The 16495-nt window shown below is 43.8% G+C and carries 14 protein-coding genes; 3 read left to right on the top strand and 11 right to left on the bottom strand.

The genetic code is table 11. The features are described 5' to 3' along the window. Positions 1–2: 2 nt before the first annotated feature. Positions 3–518: a hypothetical protein gene (locus GWR56_RS08520; RefSeq protein WP_162430697.1), complete on the bottom strand. Its 516-nt coding sequence runs from the start codon at positions 516–518 to the stop codon at positions 3–5. 141 nt (positions 519–659) lie between these two features. Between GWR56_RS08520 and GWR56_RS08515 the strand changes: the two genes are divergently transcribed. Next, the gene (locus GWR56_RS08515; protein ID WP_162430696.1) at positions 660–1607 is read left to right on the top strand and encodes a hypothetical protein; all 948 of its coding nucleotides are present in this window, start codon (positions 660–662) and stop codon (positions 1605–1607) included. A 27-nt stretch (positions 1608–1634) separates the two neighbouring features. Here GWR56_RS08515 and GWR56_RS08510 read toward each other — a convergent pair whose 3' ends face one another. The 8 genes from GWR56_RS08510 to GWR56_RS08475 form a co-directional block, all read right to left on the bottom strand. Continuing rightward, positions 1635–2735: an AI-2E family transporter gene (locus tag GWR56_RS08510; RefSeq protein WP_162430695.1), complete on the bottom strand. Its 1101-nt coding sequence runs from the start codon at positions 2733–2735 to the stop codon at positions 1635–1637. Positions 2736–2842: 107 nt separating this feature from the next. Next, positions 2843–3085, bottom strand: a complete 243-nt coding sequence (locus GWR56_RS08505) for a hypothetical protein (protein ID WP_162430694.1) — start codon at positions 3083–3085, stop codon at positions 2843–2845. A 238-nt stretch (positions 3086–3323) separates the two neighbouring features. After that, positions 3324–4172: a sugar transferase gene (locus GWR56_RS08500; protein ID WP_370463818.1), complete on the bottom strand. Its 849-nt coding sequence runs from the start codon at positions 4170–4172 to the stop codon at positions 3324–3326. 72 nt (positions 4173–4244) lie between these two features. Next, entirely contained in the window at positions 4245–5054 is an 810-nt protein-coding gene (locus tag GWR56_RS08495; RefSeq protein WP_162430692.1) for a class I SAM-dependent methyltransferase, read from the bottom strand. 6 nt (positions 5055–5060) lie between these two features. After that, entirely contained in the window at positions 5061–5714 is a 654-nt protein-coding gene (locus GWR56_RS08490) for a class I SAM-dependent methyltransferase (protein WP_162430691.1), read from the bottom strand. Next, on the bottom strand, positions 5711–7042 hold the full coding sequence (locus GWR56_RS08485; protein ID WP_162430690.1) for a flippase: 1332 nt from the start codon (positions 7040–7042) through the stop codon (positions 5711–5713). Before GWR56_RS08485 ends, GWR56_RS08490 begins: the two co-directional genes overlap by 4 nt. A 100-nt stretch (positions 7043–7142) precedes the next feature. Continuing rightward, a complete protein-coding gene (typA, locus tag GWR56_RS08480; RefSeq protein ID WP_162430689.1) occupies positions 7143–8954 on the bottom strand; it encodes a translational GTPase TypA in 1812 nt (603 codons plus the stop codon). Between the two features lie 173 nt (positions 8955–9127). Continuing rightward, positions 9128–10801, bottom strand: coding sequence for an SUMF1/EgtB/PvdO family nonheme iron enzyme (locus tag GWR56_RS08475; protein ID WP_162430688.1), 1674 nt, complete (start codon positions 10799–10801; stop codon positions 9128–9130). Between the two features lie 219 nt (positions 10802–11020). Between GWR56_RS08475 and porV the strand changes: the two genes are divergently transcribed. Next, complete coding sequence (gene porV, locus GWR56_RS08470; RefSeq protein WP_162430687.1) at positions 11021–12199, top strand: type IX secretion system outer membrane channel protein PorV; 1179 nt, start codon at positions 11021–11023, stop codon at positions 12197–12199. Beyond that, positions 12200–12682, top strand: coding sequence for a 2-C-methyl-D-erythritol 2,4-cyclodiphosphate synthase (gene ispF / locus GWR56_RS08465; protein WP_162430686.1), 483 nt, complete (start codon positions 12200–12202; stop codon positions 12680–12682). Between the two features lie 135 nt (positions 12683–12817). Here ispF and GWR56_RS08460 read toward each other — a convergent pair whose 3' ends face one another. Next, the gene (locus GWR56_RS08460) at positions 12818–16264 is read right to left on the bottom strand and encodes a glycosyltransferase (RefSeq protein ID WP_162430685.1); all 3447 of its coding nucleotides are present in this window, start codon (positions 16262–16264) and stop codon (positions 12818–12820) included. 47 nt (positions 16265–16311) lie between these two features. Further along, complete coding sequence (locus tag GWR56_RS08455) at positions 16312–16473, bottom strand: FeoB-associated Cys-rich membrane protein (protein ID WP_162430684.1); 162 nt, start codon at positions 16471–16473, stop codon at positions 16312–16314. Positions 16474–16495: the final 22 nt, after the last annotated feature.

The following is a 16495-nucleotide window of genomic DNA, read 5'->3' as shown; positions in this document are numbered from 1 at the left end:
GCTTATTTAGGGTTGTACTGAAAATCTACCCCGCCCATAATAGTTTCCGCTTCAAATCTGGCTTTTAACAGTTCGGCAATAGTAATTTCTTTGGTCTTGTATCGCGAGAAAGCGTAATCAAGATAACGCCATGCCGCACGGCAATTATTAGCCTTTGCACCTAAATTAAATGCGGTTATTAATGTTAACGACGCCGTTGAGGCAAATGAAACATAGGGTAAATATTCGGAAGAATATTTTGCGGTATCGCTGGCTATAAATGTTGTTACAAAAACCGATGAGATAATGGCTATACAACCTAACAATACGTAAGTAAGGTGCAACTGCGTTGCCATGCCATCATAAGTATTCAGGGTATCAACTATGCTGATCTCGATATCTTTGGGCACATCGTTTGAAGATATTTTGGTTATGGGCTTTTGTTTATTAAAAAACTTAAATATTAAAGCCACGCCTCCTGTTGTTATTAATAACCCAATTACAATTTTAACGATAAGGGCTGGTGATAAAGCTGTCATATACAAACACTTGGTTATATTAAAGATAACAAAAAACAATAAGCCAAACAATAATGCCAAGCCAAATATCGGTTATAAATTACCCGATAATGTTACGATGTGTTTTCCTTGCAACTAAAACAATTTTTATATTTTAGCATCATGCCCGCCATCTATCAAAAAGCAATAAAACCATCATTAATTTTAATATCATCACTTATCTTTTTTACCGGCTGTGGCCCTAAAAAGAAAGAAAAATTTAAAATATCTTTTAAAGATGTAGAAGGTATTACATTTTTAGAGGTGTCGCGCAAGCAAAATAATGGGCTATCGTTTAACGAGTATGGCTTTCACCTGGTGCCCGACTGGAGGCTTCAGTTTGTATCGGCAGACTCTGCTGCCCTGTATAGCCCGGTAAAAAAACAATTCTTCAACTTTCCACTGGCTTTGGGTACCGACTCTGTTTTTAATATTGCCCACGCATTTTTAAAAATGAAAACAATGAGTAAGGATAGCCTTGTGTTTGCCCTGCTCGAAACAGATGGCGACTCGATGAACCTTAATAAGTCGCGTGTGACGATGAAGCTTTATTCCGAGGATTTTATAAAAAACAAATTACACACCGATGTTGCGTTACTGCAGCGCCCCGGCAAACAGGATACCGTTTTTATTCGTAGTTTGGTAAACAAGGCCAACGCTGACATTAAGAAAGCATTTGCCGCATCGCAACCGGTGCAGCTTATCAGTAAAAACCCCAATGTTACGGTTGATAAGAATAAAGCAGTACCCAGTCTTTTAGATAACAAATACAGTACGGATGATGATTATTTGAACCCGGTTTACAATATAGTTATTAACAAAGCTTACCAGGATTTTGACTATTCGTTCGAGGCGGTGGTAGATTCGGCCGGTGTATGGCATTACAGTAAACCGCTGGTTGTTTTTTTGGGCGATAAAAAAGCCGAGGCAAACTTCATAAAAGTTTCTACCGCCATCATGAACACGTATCTTAAACTGTTTTTAACAACCATCCCCGGCGAAACACTTGGTATGAAGCATGCCAGCATCATATCGGTAAATGTAAAAGGTATTACTGCCGCCAAAAAGTAAATACCGCGCCCGCCGAACGTCAGATCGTTACTTTGCGCGCTTGAATAAACGTGTTATAAAATTACCCTGTTCTCCTTTTTTCTCTTTAGGCGGGGCAATTAAAAAGGCGTAATCATTTAATGGTTCGCAATGGTCGCAAACTATTTTAAATATCCCCAGCAGCGGCACAGCCAGTATCATGCCGGGAATACCCCACACTGCTTCGCCCACCACTATTATGAGGATAGTAAACAGCGGATTGATGTTAAGCCTGTCGCCAACAACCAGGGGTTCAAGCACATAAGTTTGTATAAATTGTACCAGTCCATAGGTTATCAATACCCCTGCTACAACCCGGGTATCGCCGCTTTGCGCCAAAGCCATTAAAACGGTAATGGATGTGCCGGTAATATTACCTGCAAAAGGCACCAGTTCGAGTATGCCGCACAATACGGCAAAAAACAGCGCGTTGTTAACTCCGGCAATAGTAAACCCAATGCCATACATTACCCAAAGCATTACAATCATCAGGCCCAAGCCCCCTAAATAGTTTTGGGTAACTACACCTGCGCTGGTAAGTACAGTTTCGGCGTCTTTGCGGTTATCTGGCTTAAACAAACGCAGTATAAACTTTTTAAAATGAACGCGATAGAACATGAACAGGAAGGTATATACCACTACCAGCACGGCATCTATAATTATCCCAACCAACGAGCCTGCAAGCGTGGTTACCATACCCGCAACCTTACCCATACCGCCGCTTTGCTGTTCCTTTATTATCTTTGTCTGTTCGCGGTGCGATATGCCAAAATGTTGATTTACATAATCTTTAACGCCCGCAACAAGGCTTCCCACCCGTTCTTCGATCTTTGAAAGATCGTCCGTTAGATCGCTCAGTTGGTATTGCAACAGTGTAATAATACCCCCTATAACTACAAGCAGCGCTAATACACTTAAAACAGATGCAAAACCGTTACCCATTCCTTTACCTTGCAGCCAGTGGCACAATGGTAAAAGCAGCATGGATAATACTGCCCCAAAGGTAAGCGGTATCAAAACGGCCGATGCAAAATACAGGGCGCCAAACACCAAAATAAATAATAAAAGGATGCGGAGAGTTTGATTAAGGTAAGTAACGTTCACAGGCATAACATTTAAAGGCGGGAATAAAAAAGGGTACTGGGTTTAGCGGCAATAGCAATATTAACAGATATCTATCGCCACACCCGGTACCCTTTAATGATGGTTACAGGCCGTTAGCCAAATATGCGTTTTTTGATATAATCAACGGCCGAATCGGGAAGTTCGGTTCCGCCGGTCTGCACAAGGCAACCGTCATCCTGAACGGTGAGTTCGGCCTCTATATTTTTATCTATACATACATCAAGCTTGTTTTGTTCCTTTTGAACACGGCATGGTACTTCGCGACCAGAGTAATGCATTTCAAACTCGTATTTACCATCTTTATAAGCGGGGCTGGTATCTTTCTCTTCTATCATGGCTTAGTTATTTTAGGTATAACACCACAGAGTGTACCAATGTTTTAAAACCAAAAAAGAGAAAATTTTTGGTTTTCTCTTTTTGTGTTTTTACTGACCTCATTATATCATAAAGAACAATTGGTTGGGTAGGATATATAATAATTACCCAAATATAATATCTATATACTTAGTAGACAATATTAAATAACTTTTTTTTATCAACAACTTGCATTTTATTTGGAAATATGTTGATAAGTTAAACCCTTCTTAGCATATATTTCGCCCGGAGTTGTTTGACAAAACGCATACCCCGCTGCAAAAAGCCACCTTTCCGGTTTTTTAAAAAATGCTTAATAGCATGATAAGCCTTTACGTTTTCTTCTATTTTATCCGGGTAAAAACATACGGGCTGCTGCGCCACCTGTACACTGTACATGTGCTCGATATTAGAATGGACGCCGGTGCCGTCATGCCCTATATTGTGTATAAGCGATTTGCTTGGGTTTAAGGTGAGCCCGTTCTTTAAAAACACCGATGCATACCATCGTATTGCCCATGAATTGTTTTTACGGGCCTTAAACTCCTGCATCTGTTTCCAGAAGTTCATGGTGCCATCTATCGAGAAGCGGCGTATTTTTTCTGCGTCGAACTGCGCCATCAGCGTATCAATATCGGGCTCAAAGTTTTTCCAGGCGCGCGCCCATGTAGCCCAACCCCAACTGGTAGCGGCTCTAAAAAAAAAGCTTTCGGGCAACGATTTGTCCTGCAGGTGAAACATATATGCTCCAATATGCATTACCTGATCCTGGTTAGCGTAACGTATTAACGCATCATTAAAATATTGCAGTGTATAGGGCGATGATATCAAATCATCTTCAAATACAATTACGCTGCCATATTGGTTAACCAATTGTGTAACCCCGCTGATGATGGAATTGGCAAGCCCCATATTTTGATCACGCTCAATAACTTTAACCGATTTAAAACCCGATGCTCCCGCTGCTACACGCCTAACGGCTTCTACACTGGCCTTATCAGCCAAGGTTTTAGCCCCGTCCGAAAATATATACAAAGGCGACTCGGCCGCCAATAAATTTTTTTGCAAATAACTCAGTGTTTGACCTGTATGATACGGCCTGTTATATACAAAAAGCGCTATAGGTGCTATGGATTCCAATTAATGAATAGGTATTGATGAATTTTGAGACCCTGTTGTTGTTTGATTAAATATACCGGGCTGCTTACCGGCCGTAGTACATAACACCGTATACGCATTGGCCAGTCGCTCCCGGAACGAATCGCTAAGTTCAACTATGGTATTTTTTATGGCGTAGGCTGCCAGTATCTTAAACCTGTCGATAAACTTTCCGGGTTTCTTTTGATTGATAAAGGTGTTATAGCGCGTAACTTCGGGCCAAATGATAGAATACATATCTGTTTTGATCTTATAGCCTTCGGTCTGTAATAGATATCTTAAAGTTGTTGGTGTATAAATATTGATAAGCCCATATGACAAAAAATGCTGTATGCGTTTATCGGCGTTTGTCTTATAATCAACCGAAACCTCTATCACAACATGCTTGCTTAAGCGTTTGATCTCGCGCAGCAAGAGGCGCTCATGTTCTGCATGCTCCAATACATGTGACAAAATAACCAGATCAAAGCTATTATCTGCAAAGGGCAGCTGGTACCCTTCAACAACCTGTACCGATACCAGGTTTTTGATATTCCGTGCGCGGGTGTATGCTACCGCGCTTTCAGAGACATCTACCGCATAATATTCAGACCCGAAATTATATTCCGATAATTTTTTTAACACACTGCCATCGCCCGAGCCAACTTCCAGTATCTTATTAAACGTTTGGCCCTTGCATACAGTAATAATATGATGTGCCTTATACTTTGCACCAAGCATACGCCACGCCTCGTCATGGCCCTGGTACAGATCGTTGTACGCCTTTTTCAGGTTGTGGCTGATGCTTTCCATTGTTCATTATATATCCAAACAATTATCAGCTTTATAAAAAACCGATGTTGACTTACGGTAAAAAAGTCCCGGGGATATCCCACTCAGTAATAAGTGCTTAAATCCTTTACTTATCAAAAAGTCTATACCTTCCTGGTAAACGTCGCGTTCAGAATCGTCCAATACCATAACGCCGTTTGGCGATAACGCCTCGACGCCCTGCTTGCAGCAATTTACCCTATCGCGGCCATCAACAATAATAATATCAAACTTTTTGTTTAGCTTAACAGGCATGCGGCAATAATCGCCCCCTTTTATCAGCTCGCTATATATGAGTTCTGCATTAGCCGGTTTATTTCCAGATCGGTCTATTTTGTCAAACCACTCCTTATCATGTTCAACAGACACTACCGAACCAGCATATTTGGCGTAAAAGTATGTTGAATTACCCGAACCAAACTCAAACACCATGTGATCTTTATTAAGCCTGGTTTTTATAAAGTCGATAAAAGAATAGGTAACCCAGGGAATTGGATTGCCATCATTATCAACAGGCGACCGGGTATCAAAGGCTTTAAACCAGCCAATATCATTCAGATACCCTTTTTTATCAAACGACAACAGCGCACGCAGGTGCGACGGATGGGTTAATACTTTTATTAATGATGAAAATGTACTCAACGTTTTACAATCTTTTGAAAAAGTGAAATCAAAAATAACGATTTTAACATCATAACCCCCTGCCCTCTTGTTTTGGGGATAAACAATATAAAAAACGTTGCGGCCGCATAGGCTATTAGAGTGGCATAAGCCGCGCCAATAATGCCATAACGCGGAATGAAAAATAAATTAAGGATAATATTTATTATAGCGCCAACACCGGTACGCAACATCGACAGTTTAAAATACCCTTCGGCTATCAGATACTGGCCGCTGGCGCTGCCTAAAAACACGAACACACCAGCCCAAACATGTACGGCTAATACAGGGGCTCCGGGCCAGTATGCGGGCTTGTACAATAGATGATAAATTAAATTTGAGCCCAAACTCATAACAATGGCAATGCCCAGGCTTAACACCACCATCAAATCGTACAGGTTTTGCAATCGTTTATAGTATCGCTCTATTTCAGTTTTACGCGCATGCATAATGGCCGGAAATATTGAGGTTACTATAGCTACAGGAATAAAATACCAGTTTTCGCTGAGGCTGGCTGCCGTATTGTAAATACCAAGCTGGCTCGCATTTTCATACATAGGTATCATAACCTGGTCTATCTTCATGTAAACGGTTACCAATATGGCCGAAAACGCAAGCGGCCACGAATGCCTGAGCAGATAGCCGGTTATGCGCTTATCATAAGTCCAATTACTTATGCGTTCTCCATTCTGTCTGTAAAGTATGATATACCCCACCGCCAATAAAGCCGTATCGAGCACTAACGAATAAACGAACCATATAAGCGGCAGCTGCAATACTATAAACAGCAATTTGATAACTGCCGATGCAATATTACCCGATACTTGTACCAGCATAATACTTTTTCCCTGCACCCTCGACTGAAAAAAGCTGTCGATAATGTTTACAGATTGCACCACTGATGTACAGGCCACTATTAAAACATAACTAAACGGAGTTTCTAACGGCTTGGCTAACGACAGCAGTGTATAAACTCCGTAAACCAAAGGTAAAGTTAATATACCTGCCGCAAGCCGGAGCCAAAACGCCGTGCCCAGCAAAGCGTTCTTCCTTTCCGGATGCGTAAGCAACTCGCGGGTGATAAAGCCATCCAAACCAAGCGCAGCTATAGCCATGGTAAAAGTAACAATGGCCATAGGGTAATTTAAAACACCAAACTGTTCGGTACTAAGGTATCGCGATAGCAGCACACTGTTAATTAAAAACTTAACGATCATGCTGCCAACCCGGGCTATTAAAAGCCAGCCGGTATTTTTAAAATACTTTTCAAAGGCCTGCTGGTCAAATCCGGGGATGCTGGGTATGCGCATATATAGCGCAAATATATAAAAAGCAAAGGGCTCTCCGTTAGGAAAGCCCTTTGCTTTTTATTAGCTTCAAGATCGGTCAGGCGCCTTACCTTTAACTCAGTTACTGGCTCTGAAACTTCTTGGCGTTTATCCTTCTTTCGTTCTCGTTCAGGAATATTTTACGCATGCGGATACTTTGCGGGGTAACCTCGATGTATTCATCAGCTTGTATATATTCCATTGATTCTTCTAATGAGAACTTGATAGCAGGCGCTATACGTACGTTGGTATCGCTACCTGATGCACGCATGTTTGTTAGCTGCTTGCCTTTGGTAAGGTTAATAACCAAATCGTTATCGCGTATGTGCTCGCCTAATATCTGGCCTTCGTAAATATCCACACCCGGATCGATAAAGAAACGGCCGCGATCTTGCAATTTATCAATGGCAAAAGCGGTGGTTTTGCCGGTATCCATAGATACTAAAACGCCGCTTAAACGTCCGGGGATATTGCCTTTCCATGGCTCGTAAGCCTTAAAGCGGTGCGCCATTATAGCCTCGCCACCGGTGGCAGTTAACACGTTATTACGCAAACCGATAATACCGCGTGCAGGTATATCAAACTCAAGGTGTTGTAAGTCGCCTTTAGGCTCCATCACCAACAGGTCGCCTTTGCGCTGTGTAACCAATTCAATAACTTTACCTGCAACATCTGCCGGTACATCTACTATAAGGGTTTCAACCGGCTCGCATTTCACACCGTCAATTTCCTTTACAATAACCTGCGGCTGGCCTACTTGTAACTCGTAACCTTCACGGCGCATGGTTTCTATCAATACTGATAAATGGAGGATACCGCGGCCGTACACCAGGTATGAATCGGGCGATTCAGTTTCAACAACTTTAAGCGCCAGGTTTTTTTCCATCTCTTTATACAAACGGTCGCGCAGGTGGCGCGATGTTACAAATTTGCCCTCTTTACCAAAAAACGGAGATGTGTTGATGGTGAAGAGCATGTTCATGGTAGGCTCATCAATTTTGATTACCTCAAGTTGCTCCGGATTTTCAAAATCAGCAATAGTATCGCCAATATCAAAACCTTCGATACCCACAACGGCGCAAATATCGCCGGCGTTAACCGATGCGGCTTTAACCTTTCCTAATCCCTCAAAAGTGTAAAGTTCCTTGATACGCGATTTTTGAATGGTGCCATCGCGCTTAACCAATGATACCGGCATATTTTCTTTAATGGTACCACGTGCCACACGACCGATAGCGATACGACCAACGAAAGATGAATAATCTAATGACGTGATCTGCATTTGCAGCGAACCTTCGTTGATAGGCGCCGGCGGTATATTTGCCAAAATGGCATCCATTAACGGAAAAATATCTTCAGTTGGTGTTTTGTAGTCGGTGCTCATCCAACCTTGTTTAGACGAACCATAGATAACCGGGAAATCCAGTTGTTCTTCGGTAGCCTCAAGGTTAAAAAACAGTTCAAATATCTGTTCGTAAACTTCTTCGGGGCGGCAGTTCTCTTTATCTACTTTGTTCACAACCACAATTGGCTTTAAGCCCAGGGCCAAAGCTTTTTGGGTTACAAAACGGGTTTGGGGCATAGCGCCTTCAAAGGCATCGCAAAGCAGCAAAACGCCGTCGGCCATTTTTAACACACGTTCAACCTCGCCGCCAAAGTCGGCGTGACCAGGGGTATCAATAATGTTTATCTTAACATCTTTATACATTACCGAAACGTTTTTTGATACGATGGTAATACCACGCTCGCGCTCCAGGTCGTTATTGTCTAATATCAGTTCACCGGTCTCCTGTCCTTCACGGAAGATGGCGCAACTGTGTAAAATCTTATCAACCAATGTGGTTTTACCGTGGTCAACGTGTGCGATAATCGCAATATTTCTTATTTTTTGCATGAAATGCGGCCTTATAAATTTGGCGCAAAGATACGCTTAATATATGGCAATTGGAAGAGCAGCTGGCATTTTACAATTATCTGATGCCTAAGCCGCATCGCGGCGTGTTGTATGCAAATAAAAAGTCCCTGCCGGTTAACCGTCAGGGACTTAAAGTTTTGCCTTTACAGCTATTAGCGTGCTTTATAGTTTTTTGGTCTTTTTACAGGGTAATGCGGTTTGCCTTCAGGGTGTATCTCAGGCGCGCCCACCATGGTCATTGCGCATCGGAAACCAATTTCGGCGCTGGTGCTCTCCTGATCGGCAAACCGGCGGGTTGCCGGGTTAAGCCAGTAAGCCATGTCGTTCCACGACCCGCCTTTGTACACCTTCGAGTGGTCGTTCACTAAGGTGGTGGTACCGTACAAACTGGTATTCACAGAGTCGCCATAACCCCTGTAGTCCGAAGTGTAAGGTTTACCCGCCAGAGGATCTGCATTTGCTGTAACAGCAGGTTGTGCGCCGTTATTTGCAGCACCGGCAGCCTGGGCTTGTTGCTGTGCTATCATATCGGCGTATTTCAATTTTTTATTTGAGCGGGCCGGGTCTTTAATAGGGCGGCCGTATTTATCTTTTGCGTAAAGGCCCTTTGCAGGGTCGGCAAGGCGTTTATTGGTAAACTGGTTACCACGAAAAGGGTTAAGGTCGTCTACTTCTTCAAACGATGTTTGGCGATAAGTATCGGCCACCCACTCGTTAACGTTGCCCGCCATGTTATACAAACCAAAATCATTCGGCTGGTACGAACGTACAGGCGCTGTTATAATGGCCTTGTCATTTAAGCCTCCCGCAACTCCGGCGTTATCGCCGGCGCCGCGTTTAAAGTTGGCCAATATCAAACCACGGGTAGTCTTTTTGGGCGAACGCACCCCAAGGCCATCCCATGGATATACACGGCCATCATTTATGTTTTCGAACTGAGTGTTACCTGCAAGTGCCAAAGCGGCATATTCCCATTCAGCTTCTGACGGCAAACGGTAACCCTGCTTTAATATGCCATCCTCTAAACGCACAGGCCTTACAGCACGCTTATTGGTACCGGTGGGCTTAGCATTAGGGTTAAGGTCGGTCATCATTTTTTTACCATCGATTCCCTGGCCTTGATATTGCCCGTTTAGGTACATATCCGTATTATATGGCAGGTTTGTTGACGTAGTAGCATTAGCGGTTGTTCCGTTTGCACCACCGGCATTAGCAGTTCCATTTGCACCACCGGCCCCTGCCTGATTCCTTGCCTGGTCCTTCCACGTAACCAGGTTGCCGCGTTCGCGCAAAATATTTTCATTGGTACGGTCGGTGCGCCACACGCAATAATCCTGGGCCTGCTCCCAGGTAACACCAACTACGGGGTAATCCTGAAACGCAGGATGGCGCAGGTAGTTATCTACGTAAGGCTCGTTGTATGATAAAGGTCTACGCCATACCAGCGTATCCGGCAGGGCGTTATAGTACAATTCGTTATCGTTAGGGAAGGTAATATTTATCCAGTGCAGGTAATCCAGCCAGTCCTGGTTAGATACCTCTGTTTCATCCATGTAAAACGACGGAACAGTTACCCTGCGGCGCATGTTGTTATACTCGTAGGTAACATCCTGGTCGGCGCTGCCGCCTAAAACAAAAGTTCCGCCCTCAATTGGTACAAGGCCCGGGCCCGGGGTAGGGTGGCTTTGTTGATATCTTAGATAGCCGCCATTTGTCCGGTCGTTGTAAGCTAAGCCTGTTTTTTGTGATTGCTGACGTTTACTGCAGCTGCTAAGCATAACACCTAACGCCCCCAACACCAAAGCAGTATTAGTAAGTACTTTCATATTTTGCAAAATATATTCAGAGGTAAATTTAGAAAAAATCAATTATAAAAATGTGTCTGTAACAAGTTTATCCCTAAAACTTTGTTAAACGGATATTTTATAGACGGAGTTACAATAATTTAAATCATAACCAGTTTATACCACATTGCATATAAAGTATTGCGGTAATAACGTTAGCATATTTTTATTATTTTTAAATAATAAGACTAAATTGCACCAATGAAGTTCTTGAACACCAGAAACCTTGCTTTAGCTATACTACTGGCCTTGCCCGCGCTGGCTACGGCACAAAACGGCAACCCGGGCTCGGATGGTAGTTCGTCAAACGCCATACCCACAGCTGTACCGTTCCTGAATATATCGCCCGATTCACGCTCGGGAGCTATGGGCGAAGCAGGGGTTGCGTTATCGCCAGATGTTAATGCCAATTACTGGAACCCGGCAAAGCTTGCATTTCTTGAAAATAATAACGACATCGCTTTATCGTACAGCCCCTGGCTAAGGCACCTGGTGCCCGATGTTAACCTCGCCTATTTCAGTTATGCGCATAAAATTGATGACAGGAATACCTTTGGCGCTTCGCTGCGTTATTTTAACCTGGGATCGATACAACTGATAGACGATAACCAAACCGACCAGGGCGTTTATAAACCCAGCGAATTTTCAATTGATGCGTCTTTTGCGCGTAAGTTTGGCGAAAACCTTTCGTTGGGCTTAACACTCCGTTATATCTATTCGAATTTTAGCAACGGCGCTTTCGTAGCGGGTTCAGCTCAGCAAAGCAAGGCAGGCAATGCGGTATCTGCCGGAGTATCATTATTTTATAACAAGCCATATGGCGATAACGCCGTGTTTGCTTTCGGCGCTAATATTTCAAACATCGGCAATAAAATAAGCTATGCCACAACCGGCCAAAGTTACTTTTTGCCGGCCAACTTAAAGTTGGGCGTAGCCAATACCTGGAATGTTGACGACATGAGCAGGTTTACCATCGCTTTTGATATCAATAAGCTATTGGTGCCAACGCCGCCAATACGCGACAACGATGGTAATATCATCAAGGGCAAAAATGATGATGTATCGGTACCGGCCGGAATTTTTGGCTCGTTTGCTGATGCACCCGGAGGGTTTAGCGAAGAGTTAAAGGAAATTACGCTATCGCCAGGGGTAGAGTATACCTACAACAACCTTTTTGCACTAAGGGCGGGTTACTTTTACGAAAACCCCAGTAAGGGCGGCAGGCACTACGCTACTGCGGGTTTCGGGCTGAAATATGATGTATTCGCCTTCGATTTTTCGTACCTGATAGCCAGCCAGCAAAACAGTCCGCTGGCAAACACACTGCGTTTTACTTTGTCGGCTGGGTTTGGCGGCACCAATAATGCTTCTAAAAAATAAATGGCTAAAATTAAAGTAGGTTTTGGTTTTGATGTACATCAGCTAAAACAACAACACCCTTTTATACTGGGCGGCGTAAACCTTGAACACACCGCCGGCGCTTACGGGCACTCTGATGCCGACGTGCTGCTGCACGCCATATGCGACGCCCTGTTGGGCGCTGCTAACCTGCGCGATATTGGCTTCCATTTTTCTAATAAAGATGATAGATGGAAAGGCATTAGCAGCCTGATATTATTACAACATGTAGTGGCTTTGCTGGCCGAAAAAAACTGGCAGATAGGCAATATTGATGCCATGGTTTGCCTGGAAGCCCCCAAAATAAACCCTCATATACCGGCCATGCAGGACAATATTGCCAAAGCTGCGGGCATTGATATCGAAGATATATCGATAAAAGCTACCACTAACGAGCAGCTTGGTTTTATAGGCCGCGAAGAAGGCGTGGTTGCCTATGCCGTATGTTTAATAGAGCGCGTGTAGTTTATAAAATTCTAGGGTTCGTTGAGTGATTGGAAGAAAAGCAAACCACTGCTAATCGTTGTTAGTGGTGCCCTTACAAACCGCCGCGCTCAAACTCACGTTTTAAATTGAACTGATGCCCGGCGGACCGCCGTATTACCTGTTGCTGATATATGTGTACAAAAAGTAAACAGCTGCCGCGATTGTAAAAACAAGTATGGCTATAACTACCGGTTTTGTTTTCTTTTCCTCTGCGTTCACCTTTACATTCCCGGTGCGTTTAAGTACGCCCCAGGTGCTCAATTCGCCTTTTAAAGCCTTGCGGATAGATTTGAACAGAATATAATACATCAATTGGCGCCATATAAAGCGCTGAGGTATAATGTAAACCAGCTTGCGGTAATCTTCCTTTTCCATCCTGAAGGCCAATATGCCCACCAGGAAATCGATCAATACAAAAACCGCATAATAGGTGAGCATCTTCTCGGGGTGGCTGCCAAAAAGCCCCAGTATCATGATCAGATCGGCCAAGGGCGAAAATAACGGCAATATGATCTGGAAGATAAGGATGTTGGGCATCCCCACCATACCAAAATACCTGAATTTTTTATTGAACAGCGCGTCGCGGTTTTTCCAGAAACTTTGCATTACCCCAAAACTCCAACGAAAGCGCTGTTTTAGCAACGCATTTATAGTTTCTGGCGCCTCGGTATAGGCAACTGCCTCGGCGCAATTTTTCACCACATAACCCTGCTTTAAAATACGCATGGTAAGATCGCAATCCTCGGCCAGCGTATCATAAGTAAAGCCCCCTGCCCTGAACAATGCAGACTTGCGGAACGCCCCGATGGCCCCCGGCACCACCGTAATGCTATTGATGATATCAAAGGCACGGCGGTCCATATTTTGGGCGGTGATATATTCTATCGACTGCCATTTGGTGATGATATTATTTTCGTTTCCAACTTTTACAGTACCCGCAACAGCGCCAATTTCTTCATCGGTAAAATAAGCCATTAAGTGGTAAATGGCGTCGGTTTTTAACTGCGTATCGGCATCAATACAAACCACAAAATCGTGTTCGGCATGGGTGATGCCAAAGTTAAGCGCCGATGCTTTGCCCCCGTTTGGCTTAGTTAACACTGTTACCAGCGGATGGTTGGCATATGCCTCTGAAACCACCTCAAAGGTCCTGTCCTTTGATCCGTCGTCAACAAAAATGATATTAAAGTTGGTGTACTCCGTCTTTAAAAGGCTTTGTATGGTTTTTATAGCGGTAATCTCTTCGTTATATGCAGGTACAATAATGCTTACAGGGGGCTGAGGATGCGGGGCGGCATCAATTTTTTTGTTAAGCGAAAACTGCCGCGCCGCTAAAATGCCGATCAGTATTATACGGCCCATGGCTAAAAATATAGCCGACAGGAACAGGTAAAAAAGAAATTTATTCCCTAAAAAGAACCCCACCACAACAATGTCGTAATATTTACCCCAAAAACTTTTGCTTTCCTTTTCCGCCGGTGGCATCAGGTCGTCTTTGGTTTTTCCCAAAACATCAGCAATGGTAGTAAACTCGTAACCGTTCTTCTTAAAAAAATGGATGATGGCCGGTAATGCCTTTACCGTTTCTTCCCGGGTATCGCCGCCTGCATCATGCAGCAGTATCATACTGCCGTTATCCTTTTGTTTAATGGTGCGGGCAATAATGCTGTCGGCAGTTACACCGGGCTGCCAGTCCCACGGATCGATGGACTCGCCTATCGTAATATAGCTTTGCCTGCGGCTTTCAGCCACGGGTATAACCTCGGCAAGGGTTTGCGGTTCGGCATCCGCGTTAAACGGCGGGCGAAACAATATAGTGCTCCGGCCGGTGATGGATTCGATAAGCTTACGGGTGGAGTTCAACTCCAGGTTAACCCTGTCTAAACTTATGGTCGAGATATCCGGATGAAAAAATGTGTGGTTACCAATTTCGTAACCTTCGTCGTAAATACGTTTAAGGATAGGGATATTCTTCTCTACCATAGAGCCCACTACGAAAAACGATGCGGGGACCCTTTCACGTTTTAGTATGTCGAGTATCCGGGGTGTAAATTCCGGATCGGGGCCATCGTCAAAAGTTAAAACAACCTTGCCGGGCTTATAACCGTATCGGCGTATAACATATTTTGTAGGCAGCTTTATGTATTTTTGATTGGTGATGGTGTACGTGGATGTATCCATCTTAACATCGATGTGGCCCGTAGTAGGCGTAGTGATCAGGTCGAGCACTTCGCCCCCTTCACCGGCGTAATCAATCTTATTATTTAACCCAACAGTAGTAAAGTGCTTAATATCCACACCGGTTTTCTTCAACGAATCTATCGAAAGGTTTTTTTGGAAGAATGTCCACAGGCGCGGGTCTTCGGCACCCATACGCCATAAAGCTACTCCGCCTGTAGCCCAGTCGTCGGCCATGCGAATGATATTGAAATTGGTGGCCGCGTCGGCAAAGTAAACTGTATGGTTAAGGCTATCGGTACCCAGGTAGTTGTAATGCAGGTTAGCCGATTCCGGGTCGTAAGCTATGTTCTTGTTGTTTTCTTTTGCGGTGCTTACGGCCTGTGGGTAGCCAATGGGCGTACCAACGCTCCCTTCGCGCCAGTCGTAGCCGCCGCCGGCAATAGTCAGTATAACCTTTTCGCTGGGTATTTGTGAGCAAACCTCGTCCAGTATTTCTTCAACCCAATGCTGGTGCGATATATCGCCCGGGTTGCTCATGTCTGAATGCTGATCGATAGCCATTACGAATAAAAAATCGTTAATGTGCTGCAAACGCTTCAGGTCAAACTCTTCGTCGTGCGGTATAACGTTGGTTGTTACAAGCAGTTTTTGAGCGTGAAATATGGTGTAGAGATCGTTCTGGAAGGCAACCATCTCTTTACCATTCCGGTCGGGCAGGTCTTCTATATCAATATTGATCCCGTTAAATTTATAACGCTGAAGCGCAGCTGCCATGCTGTTGATAAATGCCACACGCAGCTTTTTATTTTTAAATACGCGAAGCACATCTTTAACATCATAACCACCCCTTACGTTATCATAGTTAACATAATTGGATAGTGTTACCAGTACCTGCTTCTTATACTTTTTGTTGAGGTTGATAAGGCCTGTATCAATACTAACTTTTAACGTATCGGCCCCTGGCGAGAAAGCGAAGCCCTCAGTTACCACCATGTCCAACCTGGCCATGTGGTCAACAAGCGAATTATAGGCCTGCGCTTCCCAGGCCTTGTAAAAGCCCGCGTTTATACGGTTTTCGTTATTAGGGTGTTTTAACTGATGCAGGCGCCGTGCCTTGTCCAGCACCTCTATTTCGGCCTTTTCTATCTTAAAATCGGCATACCGCTTTGATTTTTTCAAGGCTTCGAGCTCGGCCTTAGAAAGCTTTTTGGGCGCAGGGTTAAGGTCGGGGATTATAGGGTATTCTGTTGAGGTAACAGTAACTACCGCCGCTACAACACCCACTACAAATACCACTAATAAAATACGGCTGATCCATTTAAAACGGTTCCACCTGCCGGGATTATCAGCCTGAAATATCTGCTTGTTATTAGAAGACATGAACGGGATTTAAACGATAAATAGTGACAAGGAAAAATAAATACAAATTATTTAGCCTGTTTAATAGCCTCGATATCAGAAAAATCGACACCGCATTTGCAATTGTTACCACAGCCTTTTTTGACGAATACGCTCTTATACAGCAACCGGCCAACGTAAAATACCGCAGCAACAAACAATACGATGATAATAATTGACTGTATGTTCATGTCGCAAAATTAATACTTTATT

The sequence above is a fragment of the Mucilaginibacter sp. 14171R-50 genome, assembly GCF_010093045.1.
In the GTDB taxonomy this organism is placed as follows: Bacteria; Bacteroidota; Bacteroidia; order Sphingobacteriales; family Sphingobacteriaceae; genus Mucilaginibacter.
Note: the sequence above shows the minus strand (reverse complement) of the source record. Positions and strands in the feature narration are given on the sequence as shown.

What these genes read in the sequence shown, in the direction of transcription:
- GWR56_RS08520 (WP_162430697.1), bottom strand. Translation starts at nt 518, where the DNA reads ATGACAGCTTTATCACCAGCCCTTATCGTTAAAATTGTAATTGGGTTA.
- GWR56_RS08475 (WP_162430688.1), bottom strand. Translation starts at nt 10,801, where the DNA reads ATGAAAGTACTTACTAATACTGCTTTGGTGTTGGGGGCGTTAGGTGTT.
- GWR56_RS08495 (WP_162430692.1), bottom strand. Translation starts at nt 5,054, where the DNA reads ATGGAAAGCATCAGCCACAACCTGAAAAAGGCGTACAACGATCTGTAC.
- GWR56_RS08485 (WP_162430690.1), bottom strand. Translation starts at nt 7,042, where the DNA reads ATGCGCATACCCAGCATCCCCGGATTTGACCAGCAGGCCTTTGAAAAG.
- GWR56_RS08455 (WP_162430684.1), bottom strand. Translation starts at nt 16,473, where the DNA reads ATGAACATACAGTCAATTATTATCATCGTATTGTTTGTTGCTGCGGTA.
- GWR56_RS08510 (WP_162430695.1), bottom strand. Translation starts at nt 2,735, where the DNA reads ATGCCTGTGAACGTTACTTACCTTAATCAAACTCTCCGCATCCTTTTA.
- GWR56_RS08505 (WP_162430694.1), bottom strand. Translation starts at nt 3,085, where the DNA reads ATGATAGAAGAGAAAGATACCAGCCCCGCTTATAAAGATGGTAAATAC.
- ispF (WP_162430686.1), top strand. Translation starts at nt 12,200, where the DNA reads ATGGCTAAAATTAAAGTAGGTTTTGGTTTTGATGTACATCAGCTAAAA.
- GWR56_RS08515 (WP_162430696.1), top strand. Translation starts at nt 660, where the DNA reads ATGCCCGCCATCTATCAAAAAGCAATAAAACCATCATTAATTTTAATA.
- GWR56_RS08460 (WP_162430685.1), bottom strand. Translation starts at nt 16,264, where the DNA reads ATGTCTTCTAATAACAAGCAGATATTTCAGGCTGATAATCCCGGCAGG.
- typA (WP_162430689.1), bottom strand. Translation starts at nt 8,954, where the DNA reads ATGCAAAAAATAAGAAATATTGCGATTATCGCACACGTTGACCACGGT.
- porV (WP_162430687.1), top strand. Translation starts at nt 11,021, where the DNA reads ATGAAGTTCTTGAACACCAGAAACCTTGCTTTAGCTATACTACTGGCC.